We start from the raw sequence: 20,833 nt of genomic DNA, 5'->3' as shown, positions 1-20,833 counted from the left end.
TCAAAATGAATCACTCCTTTCTTCTACCATACGTGTTTGGTGAAGTCTTCCGCATCCGTCTCAAGACCGAAAAAACGACCACCCTTCCAATGAAGGATGGTCGACATATTAACGTGAACGGTTGGCGATCTCTGCTGTAAGTGACGACAAGAATTCATCGAGCGTGGCCGATACTTGTTCTTGTTGTCCATAACGACGGATGTTGACTGCACGCTCATCACGTTCTTTATCTCCGAGGACGAGCGTCATCGGGATTTTCTTCATCTGTGCTTCCCGAATCTTGTAGCCGAGTTTCTCATCACGAAGGTCCGTTTCGACGCGGACACCGCGCTTGACGAGCTCTGCTTTCACTTCCGCGACGTATTCGTCGTGGACGTGTGAGACCGGGATCAATTTGACTTGGACCGGGGCGAGCCATGTCGGGAACGCGCCTTTATACTCTTCAATCAAGTAGGCGACGAAACGTTCCATCGTCGAGACGACACCACGGTGAAGGACGATTGGGCGATGGTCTTTGCCGTCTGGTCCTGTGTACGTCAAGTCGAACCGCTCAGGGAGCAAGAAGTCGAGTTGGACCGTCGACAACGTCTCTTCTTTGCCGAGCGCCGTGCGGACTTGGACGTCGAGTTTCGGTCCGTAAAATGCCGCTTCGCCTTCGGCTTCGAAATACGGGAGACCGAGCTCATCCATCGTCTCTTTCAATTGACGTTGGGCTGTTTCCCAAATTGCGTCGTTGTCGAAGTATTTCTCTTTGTCGGCCGGGTCACGGTAAGACAAGCGGAAACGATAGTCTTTGATGCCGAAGTCAGCGTACACTTCTTGAATCAAGTGGACGATATCTTTGAATTCTTGCTTCATCTGTTCCGGCGTGACGAATGTGTGCCCGTCGTTCAACACCATGTAACGGACGCGTTGGAGGCCTGTGAGCGCACCTGACATCTCGTAACGGTGCATACCGCCGAGCTCGGCGATGCGAAGCGGGAGTTCGCGATATGAGCGCGGCTCATGTTTATAAATCGTCATGTGGTGCGGACAGTTCATCGGACGAAGGACGAGTTCCTCGTTGTCCATCTCCATTTTCGGGAACATATCGTCTTGATAGTGATCCCAGTGACCAGACGTCTTATACAAGTCGACCGAACCGAGGACCGGTGTGTAGACGTGCTGATACCCGAGCTCGAGCTCTTTGTCGACGATATAACGTTCGACCGTCCGACGGATCGAGGCACCTTTCGGGAGCCACATCGGCAAACCTTGGCCGACTTCTTGCGACACGAAGAAGAGATCGAGCTCTTTCCCGAGCTTGCGATGGTCGCGCTCTTTCGCTTCTTCCAATAGACGCAAGTGTTCCGCGAGTTGTTCTTTCGTCGCGAACGCCGTTCCGTAAATGCGTTGGAGCATCTTATTGTCCGAGTCGCCGCGCCAGTATGCACCGGCCACGCTCATCAACTTGAACACTTTCAACTTCGATGTCGACGGGACGTGCGGTCCGCGGCACAAGTCGAAAAATTCGCCTTGATGGTAAATCGTGAGCGTCTCGCTCGCCGGGATATCTTCAATCAATTCGATTTTGAGCGGGTCTCCGAGCGCCTTGTAGCGTTCGAGCGCCTCGTCGCGCGACACGACTTCACGTGTGATGTCCAAGTTCTCGTCGACGATCCGCTTCATCATTTTCTCGATTTCCGGGAGATCTTCTTCGTTGATGCGGCGATCCATCTCGATATCATAATAAAAACCGTTCTCGATCGTCGGTCCGATGCCGAGGTAGATACTGCCTTCTTCGCCGTATAACCGTTTGATGGCTTGGGCCATCAAGTGGGCTGACGAGTGGCGCATCAAATCGATGCCCTCTTCCGAATCCGGCATGACGAGCTCGATTTTACCGTCCTGTTCAATCGGACGACGATAATCGATCATCTCACCATCGATTTTGGCGGCGATTGCTTTTTTTCGGAGTCCTGGACTAATCGAACCTGCTACTTCTTCTGCTGTGATGCCGGCCTCAAACTCTTTGACGGCCCCATCTGGAAATGTCAATTGAATCATGTGTCAACTTCCCCTCTCTACATTTAAAAATAAATAAAAAAAGCCCATCCCTATGAAAGGGACGAGCTTTGATTCTCGTGGTACCACCCTCGTTCCCAAGCGTAACGCTTGGCTCGAACACACGATAACGAGTGTGAATCGCCGCACGATTGGCCCGTACGGTGCTCTGAGGGAGTAAGGCGATCGGCGTGTTTAGGAAGCTCTCACCAGTCTTCCCTCGCTTTGAAACCCGTGACGACGTCTCATGTCCTCTTCGATGCATCGGTTATATGATTATTAGTATAGTCAACTCGTTCAAGAAATACAATCCCTTTACCGACGTCGGTTCTCACCTTTTAATTCGATTTGTGTCGTCGTCGTTGAGATGCGCTGCATGAGCCGCTGGGCTTTCATTTTGTTCTGCGGCGAACCGTCGATCGAGAAGTGCGTCTCGAGCTCTTCACCGCTGAAGTTCGAACTGTAAAGCGTCGGTAAGCGATGCATCATGCGATATTGCAAGATGATCCCGAACAGCTCGTCGCGTACCCACGGACTGATCGCCTCGGCACCGATGTCATCGATCAATAACACCGGTACGTGTTGGAACGACGTCAAAAATGAGTCGAACGAATCGGTCCGGATCTTTCGTTTCGCTTCCGAGACGAATCCCGGGGCGTGGACGAGAATCGTCTCGATGTCCGCCACTTTCAGTTCGTTGGCAATCGCCGCAAGCAAATACGTCTTCCCGACCCCGAAGCTGCCGTGTAAGTACAGGCCGTTCACTTTTTGGCGGGTCTTCATGCCCGAGACGAACCGCATCGATTCACGGAGTGCGATTTTACGGGCGTCATCCGACCAGTCGAACGATTCAAAGCTCGCCTCTCGCACTTCTTCCGGCAAGAATAAGCTCTTAAACTTCCGGTCCATCTCTTTTTGGCGCCGTGCTTGACGATGCTTGACCGTCTCTTCATAACGGATCGCGATTTGACCGAGGTCGACATAGAGCACCGGCTGATGGCCCGGGATGACGGCTTGCTCCTCGACGAGCTTCTTGCCGTCCATCTGTTCTGCATATTCACTGAGCTTCGTAAAGCCGACCTCGACCGCCGTCTCGTCTAACTCCGGATGCGCCTTTAAAAAAGCGACGACTTCTGGATGTTCGAGGGTGCGCCGGCGAATCGATTCGTACGCTTCCCGCACTTCTTTCCGGTTCATCATTTGGGCGAGCGTTTGATTGATGCGTTCCATGTCCCTCATCCTTTCTCTTTCAATTCATTTAACAACTTGACGAGTTCCGCGTCGTCTGGAACCGATGCCTCGAGCTCTTGTTTTCGTTTTTGATCGTACGTCCGTTGCTCTTTCGCCTCGTCCTCGAGCCATTTTGGCATCTCGGTCTTGTCTTTGCGTCTCGAGCCGACGGTCGTCCGCTGTTGCACGTTCTCCCGCTTCTGCTGTTTCTTCTCGATGAGCGCGTCTTGCGTCGCTTCTTGTTCCAACGCGTCTTTGGCGTTCAAATAGCCTGCCGTCTTCCAACTCGTCGCGATTCGCATGACGTAGTTCTCACTGAGCCGAGTCTGCTTCTTCACTTCGATACAGTAATAGAACAACGCGTTGATGACACTTGGCGCGAGTCCGAGCGTATCGACGAGGTCGATGATGAGTTGCTCGTCGCTCTTCGACAACTGTGGCGTCTTCCGTAACGTCGACACGTACTGATGCGGATGCGCTTCTTCCATGACAGTCACGTCATGCAGATCACCGATTTCTGCCTTCTCCGTCTCATCCGACTTCACTTTCCGATGGCGCGTCTGTTTTTTCTTCAACTGCAACACCATCTGACGACAGCCGTCGCGCTTCTCTTGCTCGCTGAGCGGTAGATACGCCTCGTGGACGAAGTACTCCTTCAACATCTCGGCCATCGTCTCTTCATCGATTTGGGAGACGTAGGCAAGCTTCGTGATCGTCTCATCGAGCTTCTTCGTGAAGAAGCCGACGGGAAAGTTCGTCAACTTTTTGACGATTTCCATATCGAACGTATAGTTGATCTCGATTTTGGCGCGGTCAGGTTTCTCGTAGTTCTTTTGTGTGAACGCCATATGATTGACCCCTTTGACGTCGAACACTTCATTAAAGTCTTTCGTCACTTCAATGATTCCGGCCGGCAATGGATCGATCGTGAATCGACCTTGTAACTGTTTAAAGCGGACTTCCCCGACTTTATAGAAGAGGAAACTCGACAACAGCCCGTCATTCAAGAACGTATGGGGTGCGAGTGGGACCCGCAGTTGATACACGTACTGGGTCAAGCGCTCGTCTTTCGTCTTATACGTCCGGACGAGACCGATCGCTTCGAGCCGGAACAGACAGTCTGTCAGCTCGTTGATCGAGTAATCGAGCATCTCACAAAGCGCGCTATGTGACATATAGTTCGATTTCATTTTTCCGGGCTTCAGCTCGCTCCAAAGCGTCTGATACATCGCGAGCGCCTTCACTCCGATGACCGGCTGATATAAATGGTACAGCGACTGATACGACTCGCGATCGATGAGTCCGGTGCTCATGATCAACAGTTCGTCAGTTCCGTACAGGATTCGTTCTTTTTCCATGGTAGGTCTCCCTTGAAAAAAGGCGACCAGCAGGCCGCCCGTTTAGTTGGTCGATTTTTCTTGCTTCATTAAATCTTCTAGTTCTTTAAAGAACACAGAGATATCTTTGAACTGGCGATAGACGGACGCGAAGCGGACGTATGCCACTTCGTCGACCCGCGCGAGCTCGTTCATGACGAGCTCCCCAACCTGTTCACTCGGAATCTCGGACTGGCCGAGGGCGCGTAACTGTTGTTCGACTTTCGTGACCACACCTTCAAGTTGCTCCAGCGTGACCGGACGTTTCTCGCACGCCCGAATAATCCCGCGAAGCACTTTCTCACGGCTGAACTCTTCCCGATTCCCGTCTTTTTTGACGATGATGAGCGGTGTCTGTTCGACCGTTTCAAACGTGGTAAAGCGATAGCCGCACTCCTCGCATTCGCGACGGCGACGAATCGAATAGAAATCTTGTACTGGCCGGGAGTCGAGCACTCTCGTTCCATTATGATCGCATTTAGGACAACGCATGCTCAGCCCTCCTTATCGTTCGACAGATTGATTCCCGATGGCGCGGAGCGGGAACTTCACGGATAGCGCCTCATAATATGTGGTGACGATTTGACCGAGGTCCGGTCCGAGCATCTGGTCACGGTTCAATGTAAAATCGACGGCCGTGCGTCCGCCGTCCACTTGGACGATGGTCGCCAATGCGTCCCATCCGTCTCCATGAAACGCCACTTCGCCCCGGTCTGCATCGACCCGGCGAACCGTTTGACCTTCTGCTTGAATCCGTTCGCGGAGCCATGTGAGCACGGCGCTTGGCGATGCCGCCACGTAACGCGTCCGTAACGCCTCATTTTTATGCGAATCGTCCGTTTGGACATGTGTTTGAAACTTATCAAATAATCCCATTATCCACCTCGACACCTTATTTATATAGGTTAAGCATATCAAAATTAAGCGGTTAACAAAACAATTAAAAGGGCTGACCGAAAATCGGCCAGCCTCATAAGGTCAATCTGATTATTTGCTGATTGCCACTTGCGCTTCAGGAACACGAATCGGTCCCATCCCACGGTCAAGTTTCACATCTTCACGAACTTTTGCTTCCAAGCCTTCTGCAATGTATTGCGAGGCTGTAGCTGGATCGATTCGATCCCCACATGTGAACACATCGACTGATGCGTAGCCATGCTCTGGGAAACTGTGAATCGTTAAGTGTGATTCTGAAATGATAACGACTCCACTTACACCGTGCGGCGCAAATTTGTGGAAAGCGACTTCGCGGACTTCAGCGCCCGAACGAAGTGCTGCATCGACGAACAAGCGCTCGATGTAGTCGATATCGTTTAATTTGTCGGGATTGCACTCCCAAAGTTCTGTAATAATGTGACGTCCCATAGTATCCATATTAGTGGATCCCCCTTTACATCAATGGTCTCAAAGTAGTTGATGATCACTCACTTTGTGCCTGAATCGCCCACAACCACGGGGGCAAGTTAGTCCTAAGAGGTCCTAACCCTTTAAGTTGCGTTTGTCAGACCAATTGAAGTTCACGAGTTAGAGTGTATCTTGTTTAGGACGTCGTTACAAGACATTTGTTTCAATTCTTTAAAAATATTTTTAGATAAATATATTTTTTCAGACGTGGGTTTCTTGTTGTCCGATTTGCAGGTAGCTCGCGACCATGTCCAACAAGTCGACGACGCGGCACGAATAGCCCCATTCGTTGTCGTACCAAGCGAGCACTTTGACATGGTTGCCCCCGAGCACCATCGTCGAATCGGCATCGATGATTGACGAACGCTCATCTCCATTGAAGTCGATCGAGACGAGCGGTTCGTTCGAGACGCCGAGCACGCCTGTCATTTCCCCGTGTGCAGCACGCTCGAACGCCTGATTCACTTCATCGACCGTCACATCTCGACGCAACTCGACGACGAGATCGACGAGCGAGACGTTCGGCGTCGGCACTCGTAGCGCCATCCCGTTCAATTTGCCCTGAAGTTCCGGCAAGACGAGCCCGATGGCTTTCGCAGCACCAGTCGAAGTCGGTATAATGGAACTGCCACAAGCACGGGCACGACGCAAATCTTTATGCGGATTGTCGATATTGTTTTGATCGTTTGTATAGGCATGCACCGTCGTCACGAGCCCCGTTTCAATCCCGAACGTCGAATCCAATACTTTGACGACCGGGCCGAGACAGTTCGTCGTACACGAGGCGTTCGAAATGACGTGATCGTGCTCCGGTAAATAATCCCGATCGTTCACCCCCATGACAATCGTCCGCAACTCGCCTTTTCCTGGTGCCGTCAAAATGACTTTTTTCGCACCGGCCGTCAAATGTTTTTTCGCCCCGACATCTGAATTGAATTTCCCCGTCGCCTCGATGACAATCTCGACACCGAGTTCAGCCCACGGCAATCGCTCCGGGTCTCGCTCGGATACGAGCATGATCCGTTTCCCATCGACTTCGAGCGCATCCCCATGCGCTCGGACCGTCAGTGCGAACGGTCCGTGGACCGTGTCGTGTTTGATCAAGTGCGCGAGCGTTTCCGCCGGATAACTCGCATTGATGGCGACCACGTCGTGACGCCCTTCGAGCATCAACTTCCGAAATACCATTCTGCCGATTCGACCAAATCCATTGATTGCAACTTTCGTCCCCATTCTGAATCCCCCTTTTTTCTGCGTTACGACACCATTATAACGGAAAATTGGAAGCGTTTTCACTATGAATCGTCACATTTTTTTCACTTTTTTACAGTTTCAGATTTGAAAAAGAGGGAAATTTGGTGTAGAGCTTGGAAAGGAGCTAAGACTATATGTTTGATTGGACAGACCTAGATAAATTTGTCATCTCATTTTTCATCATCTTACCGATTGTGACGATTATCCATCAATTCGGTCATTTCTTCTTCGCGAAACTATTTGGGGGGTCGCTCGACATGGAGATTGGGACCGGGAAAAAATTGTTTAAAATCGGACGCCTTCAATTTAACCGCGTTTATTTTTATGACGCCTGGTGCCAATTCAGTGACTTGAAGTACAGCAATCGCCTGACGCGGAGTCTCGTCTACGCGGGCGGTTCAATTTTTAACTTATCGAGTATTTTGATTGTGAACGCCTTCATCTTGACGCGAGAGATCGAGCCGACAATTTACACGTACCAGTTCGCATACTTCTCGTTCTATTATGTCTTCTTCTCACTCTATCCGATTTACTATTCGAACGGCCATCCGAGCGACGGACGCGCCATCTTCGACACGTGGAAAAAAGGGAAGCCTGACTCAGACCCACTCAACTGAACAAAAAAAGAAGGCGTCGTCAGTCGCCTTCTTTTTTCATGTCTTCAAATTGTTCGACGAGGCGGACCACTTGGGCCGACAAGTCGCCTAACGCACCGTTGTTGTTGATTAAAAAATCAGCCTGTTGTTTCTTCTCCTCGATTGGCATTTGCGCATGAATCCGAGCGAGCGCTTCTTCTTTCGTCAACCCGTTGCGCTCCATGAGACGCATCAGCTGAATCTCTTCACGGCAATAGACGACGACCGTATAATCGACGAGGTCCCGCATCGTTCCCTCGAACAAGAGCGGGATATCGAATATGACGACCGTCTCCCCTGCAGCCTCGTATCCGTGCATCTCCTCGAGCATCTCTTCTCGGATGGCCGGATGCATGAGCTGATTCAGTAACTGACGTTTTGTGTCATCATGAAAGATTTCTCGTCCGAGCGCCTGCCGGTTCAACTCGTCGCCCGTGAAACATTGCGGGAACGCCTCGCGGACGCCCGCGAACGCTTTGCCGCCAGGCTCGATGACGATCCGTGCCATCTTGTCGGCGTCGATGATCGGGATGCCCTGCTTTCGAAACAGTCTGGATACGGTCGACTTCCCTGTCGCAATCCCACCTGTCAAACCAATTTTCAACATCATGTCCACCTCTTACTGTTGGCAGTGCGGACAGTAATGTGTGCCCCGTCCGCCTAATTTCATCTTTTCAATCGGTCGGCCGCATCGCTTACACGGCTCCCCGGTCTGTCCATATACGTACAGTGTCTCTTGATACGTCCCGCTCGCCCCATCCGGATTCGTATAGCTCCGAATCGTGCTTCCGCCTCGTTCAATCGCTTCCGTCAATACGGCCACAGCCTCTTGATGCACCCGACGGACCTCGTCAAGCGAGAGTGTCGCTGCCGGACGGGTCGGATGGACACCGGACCGATATAACGTCTCATCGACATAAATATTGCCGAGCCCGACGAAAATCGATTGATCGAGCAGCGCCGTCTTGATTGCACGAACGTTCATCCGCTTCAGACGGCTGTGAAGCGTCTCCGCTGTCACTTCAGGATCGAACGGTTCGAGGGCGAGCAGCGACAATGGCGGTGTCACAAACAACTCTTCATTCGTCTTCAACTCCATCGTCCCGAACTTCCTGACATCGTTATAATGAAGCGTCGTCCCGTCCGTGAAGGTGAAGACGACATGCGTATGCTTGACCGGACTGACCATTTCGTCATGTGGGAAGAATTTTCCTTCCATTCGCAGATGCGAAACGAGATAGCCGTTCGTCAATTTGAACAAAATGAACTTGCCGCGTCGCTCCACGTCTTGAATCGTCTCGTCGAGCAACTGTTGTTTCAAAATCTCCGGTTCGTGACCTCGAATGATTTTTGCGTCGAGCACCTCGACATTTGCAATTGTTTTTCCCGAGACGAATGGCCGCAATCGGCGACAGACCGTCTCCACTTCTGGTAATTCTGGCATATCAAGTTCCTTTCTCGTCTTTATTTCGTATCAAACCATGTCTCACCGAACGAACCGTCCGCGCGAAGCGGCACGTCCAAGGTGACCGTGTGTTCCATCGCTTGTTTGACGATCGTCTCGAGCGAGTCCATTTCTTCTTTAGGTCCTTCAAAGATAAGTTCGTCGTGGACTTGAAGCAATAACTTCGACTGAAGTCCTGACTCACGGAGTGCCACGTCGACATCAATCATCGCTTTTTTGATAATATCGGCGGCCGTCCCTTGAATCGGCGTGTTGATCGCTGTGCGTTCCGCAAAACCGCGCAAGTTGAAGTTTCGAGAATGGATGTCCGGGATATTGCGGCGACGCTTCAGCATCGTTTCAACATAGCCGTGTTCCCGCGCTCGTTCGATCGCGGCATCCATGAACCGTTTCACACCCGGGAACTGCTCGAAATACGTATCGATGAACGTCTGTGCTTCTTTTCGGCTAATGCCGAGGTTTTGCGACAGCCCATAGTCGCTAATGCCGTAAATGATGCCGAAGTTGACGGCTTTGGCCTGGCGACGCATGAGCGATGTCACTTCTTCTTTCGCGACTCGGAACACGTTGGCAGCCGTCGACGTATGGATATCCTCATCATGGAGGAACGCCTCGAGCATCTTCTCATCTTGCGACATGTGGGCCATGATCCGAAGCTCGATTTGCGAATAGTCGACCGCATACAGCATCCAGTCGGCCTCACTCGCGGTGAACGCCTTGCGAATGCGCCGCCCTTCTTCCAAGCGGATCGGGATGTTCTGTAAGTTCGGGTTGACCGAGGACAACCGTCCGGTCTGCGTCAACGTCTGCGTATAGCGGGTATGGATCTTCCCGTCGTCTTTGATGACTTTTTGCAAGCCTTCGACATATGTCGATTGCAACTTGCCGAGCTCACGGTAATGCATAATATGTTCGACGATCGGATGGAGCGGCGCGAGTTTCTCGAGCACGTCCGCTGCCGTCGAGTAACCGGTCTTCGTCTTTTTGACCGGTGGCAACGCCAACTTCTCGAACAGGATGACGCCGAGCTGTTTCGGCGAGTTGATATTGAACGCCTCACCGGCGAGACTGTGAATCTCCGCCTCGAGTTGAAGCAACCGTTCCCGCAAATCGTCTTCCATCACTTTCAGCGTCGCCACGTCGACGTGAATCCCGGCCCACTCCATCTCTGCAAGCACCGAGGCGAGCGGACGTTCCAAATCTTCATACAGCGACGTCTGTTCGTTTTGGTCGAGTTCTTTGCCGACGTTTACGAACAGCGTCAAGATCGCCATCGCCTTCTCGCCGAGATGTTGCTCGAGCACGTCCTGTTCCGGGACGTGCAGCTTCGCACCCTTGCCATAAACCGCCTCGTCTTCCGGTAACGTGTAATCGAAATGAGCGGCAATCGAATCGAGTGTCGTCCCGCCCGACAGGTTCAGCAAATATCCGGCGACGAGCAAATCGTCATAGCCTCGGAGCGTCACACCATGTCGCTTCAATTGAATGATCGTCTGTTTCGCATCGAGACAAATCGTGGCTCGGTTCTCGTCGGCCAACCAGTCTCGTACTGCCGGGACGTCTAAAAGCGACACATCGCCGACCGTCACGCCGGCTTTCGAGGCGATGGCCACACCGATGACCGGTTCTTCGAAATAGTCGTCACGGAGTTGCTCGAGGATGAGGACCGCTTCTGTCAAATCTTGCTTGTCGATCGCGATATGATTCACCTCACGCGCTTCGACCGCTTCCTCGCTCGACGCTTCAAGGTTCAGTTTGCTCAGAAGCGATTTGAACTGAAGGCTCATGAACAACGGCTTCACTTTTCCGGCGTCATACGGATGGAACGTAAGGTCGTCCGTGCTTATATCGATTGGGACGTCCGTATAGATCGTCGCCAATTGTTTCGACATGAGTGCTTCCCGCTCGTTCGCCTCGACTTTCTCTTTTTGTTTCCCTTTTAATTCATGTGTATGTTCATATAGTCCTTCGACAGATCCGTAAGCCGTGAGCAGTTTAAGCGCCGTCTTCTCACCAACCCCCGGGATTCCGGGGATATTATCGGACTTATCCCCCATTAAGCCTTTCAAATCGATCATTTGGAGCGGGGTGAGACCGTCATAGCGCTCTTTGAACGCCTTCGCGTCCATCGTCTCCACATCGGTGATCCCACGTTTCGTCAAATAGACGGTGACGCGATCGTCAATCAGTTGCAGTAAATCTTTATCCCCAGTGACGACCGTCACTTGATCGAACGCCTCATTTTTTGAGAGCGTCCCGATAATATCGTCGGCCTCGTACTGGTCGAGTTCGAGCACTTTGATCCCGAACGCCTCACAAATCTCGCGGACAATCGGGAATTGCTCGCGGAGTTCCCCTGGGGTCTTCTGCCGTCCCCCCTTATAGTCAGCATACGTGTCGTGCCGGAACGTCTTCTTCGACGCATCAAATGCGACCGCGAAATGCGTCGGTTGCTCGTCTTCCATCAGTTTTAACAACATCATGGTGAACCCGTACACGGCGTTCGTATTTCGACCGCTCGCATCCGTCATCGGAGGCAGCGCGAAAAACGCACGATATGTGAGTGAGTTTCCATCAAGAAGTAGTAGTTTATTCATTGGTCAACCTCCATTCTATCTGATTCCATCATATCATACGGGCACATGCGTTCGAAAAAAAAGACCCTTTTCTAGTAGCTAGAAAAGGGTCAATCTTCCTGACCGAGTGGAGATGAGCACCGGCCGGGACACGAGATGATGAAGAGGTCTCATCTATAGAGTAGCATCGCTTTGTAAAGCCGGTATGAACCCGACATGAATTCCATGTTAAGCGATTGGGAATTTGATTGTGAACGTTGTCCCAGCACCTTCGACACTATCCACGTGAATCGTCGCGTGATGAAGGTCGATGATATGTTTGACGATGGCAAGGCCGAGACCTGTCCCGCCGGAGTTCCGGCTCCGCGCTTTATCGACCCGGTAGAATCGTTCAAAGATTCGGCTCACTTCTTTCGGCGCGATGCCAATTCCGTTGTCTTTGACAATCAAATATGATCCGTCCGTTCTCTTTTCGACCGCGATTTCGACACGGCTGCCTTCCGGCGAGTAGTTGATGGCGTTGGCGACAAGGTTCAAGATGACTTGCTTGATTCGGTTCATGTCCGCCTGCAAGACGACTTCCCCGTCGTGGCGCGACTCCAAGTGAATCGATTTGCCTTCCGCTTTCTGGCTCAACACGAGACACACTTCCTCAACGAGCTGATTGAGCTGGACCGGTGTGAAGTCCAAATGGAAATCTTCACGTTCAAGCCGTGACAGCTCGAGTAAGTCCTCAACGAGCATCTGCATGCGCGTCGCTTCTTTTTGAATGATATCCAAAAATTGATCGCGCAACTCGGGCACTTCTTTTGCCCCGTCAAGGAGTGTCTCACTGAAACCTCGGATCGATGTGAGCGGCGTCTTCAACTCATGGCTGACGTTCGCGACGAAGTCTTTCCGCATCTTCTCGAGTCGTTTCAATTCGGAAATATCGTTAAACAGGAGCGTCGTCCCGCGCAACATGCCTGTATCACTGAAGATCGGTGCGGCCGACACCATATACGTCTTTTGGTTGAATCCAGTTCGAATCGACAATTGACGGCGGTGGGGCTCTTCGGTCAAATAGACGTCCTCGATCAACGTCTCGACGTCTGGACTCGGTAAAATGCCGTGATAAAATTGACCAATCATCAAGTCGTCGTATTGGAACATGTCACGATACGAGCGGTTGACGAGCGTCACGATGCCACGTTCGTCGACCAAAAGCAACCCTGCCCCCATGTATTCGATGAGTGACTCGAGCCTTGCCCGTTGCACGGATTCGCCAAGTGAGATCGTCTCCAAGTTACGGGCGAGAACGTTGATCGACCCGGCCAGACTGCCCGTTTCTTCATCATTGCGCAATTCGTAGACGCGGGCCCGATAGTTTCCGTCGGCAAGTTCACGTAACACGATTGTCGCCTCATCGATCGGTCGGATAAACTGATTCGTCAAATTGTGCAACACGAACAAAATCAAGAAGAATGAGAAAATCAAGGCCAAGGCAATCGTCAGCCAAATCCGGTCATACACCCCTTCTAGATCAGAGACGTAGCGGATGAAACTGAGATACACCGTATCACCCGAGGAGAGTTCGATCGGTTTTGTGAACTGAATCAAATCCTCACGCGTCTCGTTCCCAAACGTCCCGTCGTCTGGGATTGAAGCAGCGTCCATCCGAAAATCGAACGAACCGACCCGAAACGGTGTCCCGGCGATCACTTCCATCCGGCGATTGAGGAGCAGAATGTCGAAACTACTCTCGTCATCGATTTGCCGGACATAGTCTTGAATCGCCTCGAGGTCGCCCCCTTCTAAATATAAGGCGGCGAGCTCCGTGTCCTCTTTCAAACGATCGCGTTCGGAGTCCAAATAGAAGTCTTTGAACAATTGACCAAGCACAATCCCGAGGGTCAACAAGACGCCCGTCACGAGCAGGATGAGCGTCGTCAAAAAACGCGAGCGGTACGTCTTCATTCGGGCATCGGCTCTTCCATCTTATAGCCGAGACCGCGAATCGTTTTGATATATGTCGGTTTTTTCGTCATCGGTTCAATCTTTTCCCGAAGGTGGCTAATATGGACATCAACGATGCGCGTATCGCCGACGAAGTCGTAATTCCAAATAGCCGATAAGAGTTGATCACGCGTCAAGACACGGCCTTTGTTTTTAGCAAGATAAGCCAACAGTTCGAACTCTTTTGGGGTCAACTCAAGCCGCTCCCCGTTTTTGAACACTTCATAGTTCGAAGCGATAATTTTCACGTCGCCGATTTCAATGACGTCCGCGTCCACCGCCGGCACCTCTTGTGGAGCCGAACGCCGTAAGATTGCTTTGACCCGGGCCACGACTTCACGCGGACTGAACGGTTTCGTCAAATAATCATCTGCCCCTAGTTCGAGTCCGAGCACTTTATCGAACTCATCGTCTTTTGCCGTCAACATCAGGATCGGCGTGTTCACTTTCTGTTGGCGGAGTCGCTTACAAACTTCGAGACCATCCATCTCGGGCAACATCAAATCGAGGACGATCAATACCGCATCCTGCTTCTCGGCGAGTTCGAGACCGGTCTTCCCATCATGGGCCGTCTCAACCTCAAAACCGGCTTGCTCTAAATTGAATTTCAATAACGTCGCAATCGACACCTCGTCATCGACAACAATCACTTTTTCGGCCACGCTTAGTTCCTCCTCTAATCTATCTGTTCTGTCACGTACACTACCTATTTTACAAATCAATGCCACGTCCGACCAACCTCAAAGCAAATCTTTACAAAAACAAAACAAATCCACGTTCTTCTTTCAGTGTAGCACGCGACCCTCAAAAACCAAGCGTACAAAAAACCTCGCCTGCTCAGCAGACGAGGTGACGAATCAGTTAAGGACGTTCAAGACGGAGCGGACCGATTCAGCCGAGCGCTCAAGCGCGGCCGTCTCCTCTTCCGTCAATTCAAGTTCGAGCACACGTTCAATCCCGTTCGCGCCAAGTATCGTCGGGACACCGAGATACAAGTCGTGGAAGCCGTACTCACCGTCGAGATATGCGATGGCCGGTAAAATACGTCGTTGATCTTTCAAGATCGCTTCAACCATCTCGACGATGGCCGCTGCCGGCGCATAGTAGGCCGATCCGTTACCGAGCAGTTGGACGATTTCGCCGCCGCCTTTACGGGTCCGGTTGACGATCGCATCGATTCGGTCGCTCGGCAATAGCTTCTCGAGTGGGATGCCTCCCGCGTACGAGTAACGGATGAGCGGGACCATGTCATCCCCGTGCCCGCCGAGCACGAATCCAGAGACGTCCTTCACGGAAATATTCAACTCCGCAGCGACGAACGTCCGGAACCGGGCCGTATCGAGCACACCGGATTGACCGATCACTCGCTCTTTCGGGAACCCAGATTCTTTAAAGGCGGCATATGTCATCGCATCGACCGGGTTCGTCAAGACGATTAAAATCGCATCGGGTGAATAGCGGGCCACTTCTTTCGTGACGGCCCGCATCACTTTGGCGTTCGTCGAGACGAGGTCGTCCCGGCTCATGCCAAGTTTCCGGGCAATCCCGGCCGTGATGACGACGATATCCGAATCCGCCGTGTCGGCGTAATCCGACGTCCCCGTGATCCACGAGTCAAACCCTTGAATCGGCGCCGTCTCTTGCATATCGAGCGCTTTTCCTTTCGTCGGGTTCTCGTTCTCTTTGATATCGAGCAGGACGACGTTACCGAGCTCTTTTTGAGCCAGATAAAGTGCAGTCGTGGCTCCCGTGAATCCGCTACCGATCACCGAAATTTTATTGCGACGAATCATTGTGCTCTCCCCCTTGGTTTAACTGATGAATTACATGTTTTTGATTAGTTCATCTGCAAACTCTGAACACTTCACTTCTGTCGCGCCGTCCATAAGGCGGGCGAAATCGTATGTGACGACTTTCGAGGCGATTGTCTTCTCCATCGAGTTGATGATGAGGTCAGCCGCTTCGTTCCAGTTCATATGACGAAGCATCATCTCACCTGACAAGATGACTGATGACGGGTTGACCTTGTCAAGACCTGCATATTTCGGTGCCGTACCGTGTGTCGCTTCAAAGATTGCATGGCCCGTCACGTAGTTGATGTTCGCTCCTGGCGCGATCCCGATTCCGCCGACTTGGGCAGCGAGTGCATCCGAGATGTAGTCCCCGTTCAAGTTCATCGTTGCCACGACATCGAATTCACGTGGACGTGTCAAAATCTGTTGCAAGAAGATATCGGCGATCGAATCTTTTACGATGATTTTGCCTTCCGCTTCTGCTTTCGATTGAGCTTCGTTTGCAGCCGCTTCGCCTGACTCTTCTTTAATGCGGTCGTACTGTGCCCATGTGAAGACTTTGTCGCCGTATTCTTCTTCTGCGAGCTCATAGCCCCAGTTTTTGAAGGCGCCTTCTGTGAACTTCATGATGTTCCCTTTATGGACGAGCGTGAGCGATTTACGGTTGTTCGCGATCGCGTACTCGAGAGCCGCGCGAACAAGGCGTTTTGTTCCTTCAGACGAGATTGGTTTGATGCCGATTCCAGACGTTTCTGGGAAACGGATTTTGTTGACGTTCATCTCTTCTTTTAAGAATGAGATCAATTTTTTCACTTCGTCGCTGCCTGACGCGTACTCAATCCCAGCGTAGATATCTTCTGTGTTCTCACGGAAAATGACCATGTCTGTATCTTCTGGGCGCTTGACCGGTGATGGGACGCCTGTGAAGTAACGGACCGGACGCAAGCACGTGTACAAGTCAAGTTCTTGACGGAGTGCTACGTTGAGTGAACGGATTCCGCCGCCGACCGGTGTCGTCAATGGACCTTTGATGGCAATCAAATATTCACGGATTTGATCGAGCGTCTCGTTTGGAAGCCATTCGCCTTTTTGGTTGAAGGCCTTCTCCCCAGCGTACACTTCCATCCATTCGATTTTCTTCTCGCCGCCGTATGCTTTTTCGACAGCCGCATCAAAGACGCGCACCGATGCGTTCCAGATGTCTGGTCCTGTGCCGTCACCGATGATAAATGGAATCGTCGGTACGTTCGGTACGTTTAATACACCGTTTTCAACTGTGATTTTTTCGTTTTGTGTCAACATAATGAATCCCCCTAAGTACATTTATGTAGGCCGACGCGAACGCCGACCTACGTCAATTGTTAGTTTACCAAAGTTTATGTCTAAATTGTGACTCGATCTTCTCGTGTCGCGTCAATTAACGCTCATTCACCGGGACGTATGACCGGTTCGTCTCGCCAACGTACTCAGCACGTGGACGAATCAAGCGGTTGTCCGCATACTGTTCGAGAATGTGGGCGATCCAGCCCGACATGCGTGAGACGGCGAAGATCGGTGTGAACAATTCTTCATCGAGACCGAGCGCATAATAAGTCGATGCTGAATAGAAATCAACGTTCGGCTTCAAGCCTTTTTCTGTCTCGACGAGGTGATCGATCTTCTCAGACATCTCGTACCATTCCGGCTCGCCGATTTGGGCCGTCAATTGGCGGCTCATCTCTTTCAAATGTTTCGCACGCGGGTCGCCGTCCTTATAGACACGGTGACCGAAGCCCATGATTTTCTCACGACGCTCGAACTTGCCGCGAACGTAGTCTTCGACTTTGTCGACCGAACCAATCTCGTGGAGCATTTTCATGACCGCCTCATTCGCACCGCCGTGAAGCGGGCCTTTGAGCGCGCCCATCGCTGCCGTCACGCCTGAGTAAATATCAGACAACGTCGCAACGCAGACGCGGGCCGTGAACGTCGAAGCGTTCAATTCATGGTCGGCGTGGAGGATGAGTGCCTTATCAATCGTCTTCTCGGCTACCTCACTTGGTTCTTCTCCGTTCAACATGTATAGGAAATTGGCCGCATACGACAAGCCAGGTTTCGGCGCAACCGGTTGTTCGCCTTTACGAAGACGAGCGAACGCCGTTACAATCGTCGCAATTTGAGCTTGGAGACGAATCGCTTTGCGCATGTTCGCTTCTGTACTCATATCTTCAGCCTCTTCATCATAAAGCGCGAGCTGTGAAAGGGCCGTCCGAATCGTCGCCATCGCATTGGCCGATTTCGGCGCCCGTTCGAGCGTCGCGATGACTTCTTCTGGTAATTTGGCTTCTTTCACGAGCGCTTCAGAGAGCTCAGTTAATTCATCTGCTTTTGGAAGACGGTCGTTCCATAATAGGAAAACAACCTCTTCAAAAGTGGCGTGGTCCGCCAAATCGTCGATTGTGTATCCTCCGTAAGTCAATTGTCCGTCGATGATCGAACTGACTTTTGAGGCCGCTGCCACAATTCCTTCTAATCCTTTTGTCGTTGACATCAATAACTCCCCCTCAGTCTTTAAAAGTGATCGACCGCATCATACAGTCTGTTGTGTAGGGAATAAGGGCGGGAAGTCGAACACTTTCCCCAATCCGTTTCGAGCTCGCTCCACCCTGTCCTTTATCTAGTATAAACAATTTACTGAAAAAAAGAAATGTAAGCGTATCCAGCCGTCAAAAAATGTCAGAACCATTTTTCTAACAGGCTAAATCCACCTAAAATCAAAGCGGCGATCCCGGCTCCAATCAGCGGTCCAACCGGCACACCTTTCATGAAACCGACGGCTAGAATGGTGCCCGCGAGGAGTGCCGTCGTCACGACGGGTTCGACTCGCATCAATTGAACGCCTTGGGCCGCGGCGAGCGCGACGAAGATTCCTGAGCCGAAAGCGATGATGCCGACCGGCCCTTTAATACTATTCCACAATTCCCTAAATCCGATGTCACCGGTCGCAATCGGGACGAGCACGGCAATCGTGATAATCGTCACGCCCCAATGGATGCCTTTTGAGGCGAGCGTCGGGAACAGTTGATCACCGAATCCGATTGCTTTAATAATCAATAGGACGCTGCTGGCGATGATGATCGATTGGTTATGGGCAATGACACCGATCAACACGAGCAGCAATAAGAATAAATACGCACTCATTATAGACTCTCTTTCTGAATGGAAAAAGAACCGACTCATGAGAGAGTCGGTTCGATTGACATTCGATTACGCGTTGTAGATTTTACCAGTAAGTGGGTCGATCGAAATCATCTGTCCGTCACGGAACGTTGATGTCGCTGATTCGACACCGACGATGACCGGTTTACGGAGTGATGGTCCGACGATACCAGCATGGCTCGTCAATCCGCCGTCTTCAGTGATGATTCCAGCTGCTTTTTCAATCGCTGGCATCATTTCTTTGTCTGTGAATGGTGCGACGAGGATCATGCCGTCTTTCGCTTTCGCATTCGCTTCGTCTGCATTGTTCGCAATGACGACTTCACCGACGAGACCGCGCTCACCGATCCCGCGGCCGTTTGCGAGGGCGTGACCGACGATATGAACTTTCATCATGTTCGTCGTACCCGCAGTCGCAGCCGGGATACCAGCCGAGATGACGACGAGGTCACCGTCTGTGACGAATCCAGCGTGACGAGCCGCTTCTGAAGCTTGTACCAACATCTCATCCGTGTTGTTCGGCATTGTGTCAGCAATGATCGGGTACACGCCCCAAACGAGGTTCAATTGACGTGCCACACGCTCTGACTCTGTGACCGCGATGATGTTCGCCTCTGGACGATACTTCGCTGTACGAGCAGCCGTGTAACCTGATTGTGTCGGTGTCAAGATCGCTTTCGCGTTCAAGTTGATTGCCGTGTGGGCAACCGCTTGTGAGATTGCATCCGTGACCGTGTGCTCACTGCGTTTCTGACGATCTTTAAGCAAGTTTTTGTAGTCGAGCATTTGCTCAGTACGTACAGCGATTGCTGCTTGCATTTGAACTGACTCGATTGGGTAGTCCCCTGCTGCCGTCTCACCTGAAAGCATGACCGCATCCGTACCATCGAGGATGGCGTTGGCAACGTCAGATGCTTCCGCACGTGTTGGACGCGGGTTGCGTTGCATTGAATCAAGCATTTGTGTAGCCGTGATGACCGGTTTCCCGAGGTCGTTACACTTCTTGATCAATTCTTTTTGAACTGGTGTGACTTCTTCCGTTGGGATCTCGATTCCGAGGTCACCACGAGCGACCATCAAACCGTCAGAAATCGCCAAGATTTCGTCGATATTGTCGACACCTTCTTGGTTCTCGATTTTCGGATAGATTTTGATGTGTGACGCGTTGTTGCGTTCAAGAAGTTGACGAATCTCAACGACGTCAGACGCACGGCGGACGAACGATGCCGCGATGACATCGATGTCTTGTGAAATCCCGAACTCGATGTCGGCGATATCTTTGTCTGTAAGGGCAGGAAGGTTTACCTTGACGTTAGGCAAGTTGACACCTTTCTTCGTCTTGATGACGCCTTCGTTTTCGATGACGCAGCGAAGGTCACGGTTCGGGAGCTTCTCAACGACAAGGAGACCGATGAGTCCGTCGTCGAGCATGATGCGTGAACCGACTTCAACGTCTTCGTAGAGACCTTCGTATGTGACCGAGAAACGATCTTTCGTTCCGACGATTTCTTCTGTTGAGACGATGATGACTTCTTTGCCTTTTTCGAGGAGTGCTTTTCCGTCTTCAAACGTATGTGTACGGATTTCAGGACCTTTCGTGTCAAGAAGAACCGTCACGACTTTGCCGGCAGCTTTTGCTGCTTCACGGATGTCGCGGATACGTGCGCCGTGCTCTTCATAGTCACCGTGTGAGAAGTTGAGACGGGCGACGTTCATACCGGCTTCAATCATTTCCGGAAGACGTTTCTCTGAAGCTGGTCCAATCGTACATACAATTTTCGTTCTACGCATAAATAAAAACCTCCTAGGGGATGTATTACATTTACACACAGAAAACGGGGGGTCAACCGACCTGATCCCGTCT

The 20,833-nt window shown here is 51.5% G+C and carries 18 protein-coding genes; 1 reads left to right on the top strand and 17 read right to left on the bottom strand.

What is annotated here, in order from left to right:
• Positions 1-108: 108 nt before the first annotated feature.
• The 7 genes from thrS to KNP86_RS04685 form a co-directional block, all read right to left on the bottom strand.
• On the bottom strand, positions 109-2,046 hold the full coding sequence (gene thrS, locus KNP86_RS04715; protein WP_214753054.1) for a threonine--tRNA ligase: 1,938 nt from the start codon (positions 2,044-2,046) through the stop codon (positions 109-111).
• Between the two features lie 312 nt (positions 2,047-2,358).
• Complete coding sequence (gene dnaI, locus KNP86_RS04710; protein WP_021065636.1) at positions 2,359-3,273, bottom strand: primosomal protein DnaI; 915 nt, start codon at positions 3,271-3,273, stop codon at positions 2,359-2,361.
• Between the two features lie 5 nt (positions 3,274-3,278).
• Positions 3,279-4,631, bottom strand: coding sequence for a DnaD domain protein (locus tag KNP86_RS04705; protein ID WP_034778203.1), 1,353 nt, complete (start codon positions 4,629-4,631; stop codon positions 3,279-3,281).
• A 42-nt stretch (positions 4,632-4,673) separates the two neighbouring features.
• Positions 4,674-5,141, bottom strand: a complete 468-nt coding sequence (nrdR, locus tag KNP86_RS04700) for a transcriptional regulator NrdR (RefSeq protein ID WP_021065634.1) — start codon at positions 5,139-5,141, stop codon at positions 4,674-4,676.
• A 12-nt stretch (positions 5,142-5,153) separates the two neighbouring features.
• Entirely contained in the window at positions 5,154-5,525 is a 372-nt protein-coding gene (locus tag KNP86_RS04695; RefSeq protein WP_034778204.1) for a hypothetical protein, read from the bottom strand.
• Between the two features lie 111 nt (positions 5,526-5,636).
• Entirely contained in the window at positions 5,637-6,023 is a 387-nt protein-coding gene (gene speD, locus KNP86_RS04690; protein WP_029595188.1) for an adenosylmethionine decarboxylase, read from the bottom strand.
• A 231-nt stretch (positions 6,024-6,254) separates the two neighbouring features.
• Positions 6,255-7,286 (bottom strand): glyceraldehyde-3-phosphate dehydrogenase, encoded by a 1,032-nt coding sequence (locus KNP86_RS04685; RefSeq protein WP_214706332.1) that lies wholly within the window; start codon positions 7,284-7,286, stop codon positions 6,255-6,257.
• A gap of 155 nt (positions 7,287-7,441) precedes the next feature.
• Here KNP86_RS04685 and KNP86_RS04680 point away from each other — a divergent pair, with 155 nt between their 5' ends.
• Positions 7,442-7,924 (top strand): site-2 protease family protein, encoded by a 483-nt coding sequence (locus KNP86_RS04680; protein ID WP_034778208.1) that lies wholly within the window; start codon positions 7,442-7,444, stop codon positions 7,922-7,924.
• A 19-nt stretch (positions 7,925-7,943) separates the two neighbouring features.
• Here the strand turns inward: KNP86_RS04680 and coaE are convergent, their stop codons facing one another.
• From coaE to pyk, 10 genes are all read right to left on the bottom strand, one after another.
• A complete protein-coding gene (gene coaE / locus KNP86_RS04675; RefSeq protein WP_214711701.1) occupies positions 7,944-8,549 on the bottom strand; it encodes a dephospho-CoA kinase in 606 nt (201 codons plus the stop codon).
• 12 nt (positions 8,550-8,561) lie between these two features.
• Positions 8,562-9,386: a DNA-formamidopyrimidine glycosylase gene (gene mutM, locus KNP86_RS04670; RefSeq protein WP_214753053.1), complete on the bottom strand. Its 825-nt coding sequence runs from the start codon at positions 9,384-9,386 to the stop codon at positions 8,562-8,564.
• Between the two features lie 20 nt (positions 9,387-9,406).
• Positions 9,407-12,004, bottom strand: coding sequence for a DNA polymerase I (polA, locus tag KNP86_RS04665; RefSeq protein WP_214753051.1), 2,598 nt, complete (start codon positions 12,002-12,004; stop codon positions 9,407-9,409).
• A 207-nt stretch (positions 12,005-12,211) separates the two neighbouring features.
• Complete coding sequence (gene pnpS, locus KNP86_RS04660) at positions 12,212-13,939, bottom strand: two-component system histidine kinase PnpS (RefSeq protein WP_214753049.1); 1,728 nt, start codon at positions 13,937-13,939, stop codon at positions 12,212-12,214.
• Positions 13,936-14,640, bottom strand: coding sequence for a response regulator transcription factor (locus KNP86_RS04655; RefSeq protein WP_214706348.1), 705 nt, complete (start codon positions 14,638-14,640; stop codon positions 13,936-13,938). Before KNP86_RS04655 ends, pnpS begins: the two co-directional genes overlap by 4 nt.
• A 195-nt stretch (positions 14,641-14,835) precedes the next feature.
• Positions 14,836-15,771: a malate dehydrogenase gene (mdh, locus tag KNP86_RS04650; RefSeq protein ID WP_214753047.1), complete on the bottom strand. Its 936-nt coding sequence runs from the start codon at positions 15,769-15,771 to the stop codon at positions 14,836-14,838.
• A gap of 30 nt (positions 15,772-15,801) precedes the next feature.
• Positions 15,802-17,070, bottom strand: coding sequence for an NADP-dependent isocitrate dehydrogenase (icd, locus tag KNP86_RS04645; protein ID WP_034779982.1), 1,269 nt, complete (start codon positions 17,068-17,070; stop codon positions 15,802-15,804).
• Between the two features lie 118 nt (positions 17,071-17,188).
• Entirely contained in the window at positions 17,189-18,301 is a 1,113-nt protein-coding gene (citZ, locus tag KNP86_RS04640; protein WP_034778221.1) for a citrate synthase, read from the bottom strand.
• 185 nt (positions 18,302-18,486) lie between these two features.
• Complete coding sequence (locus tag KNP86_RS04635) at positions 18,487-18,951, bottom strand: DUF441 domain-containing protein (protein WP_034778223.1); 465 nt, start codon at positions 18,949-18,951, stop codon at positions 18,487-18,489.
• Between the two features lie 66 nt (positions 18,952-19,017).
• The gene (gene pyk / locus KNP86_RS04630; protein ID WP_214753045.1) at positions 19,018-20,760 is read right to left on the bottom strand and encodes a pyruvate kinase; all 1,743 of its coding nucleotides are present in this window, start codon (positions 20,758-20,760) and stop codon (positions 19,018-19,020) included.
• Positions 20,761-20,833 lie beyond the last annotated feature (73 nt).

Origin of the sequence: Exiguobacterium sp. s16 (assembly GCF_018618115.1) — a bacterium.
Classification (GTDB): Bacteria; Bacillota; Bacilli; order Exiguobacteriales; family Exiguobacteriaceae; genus Exiguobacterium; species Exiguobacterium mexicanum_A.
The sequence above is the reverse complement of the archived record's forward strand: the minus strand, read 5'-3'. Positions and strand labels throughout refer to the sequence as shown.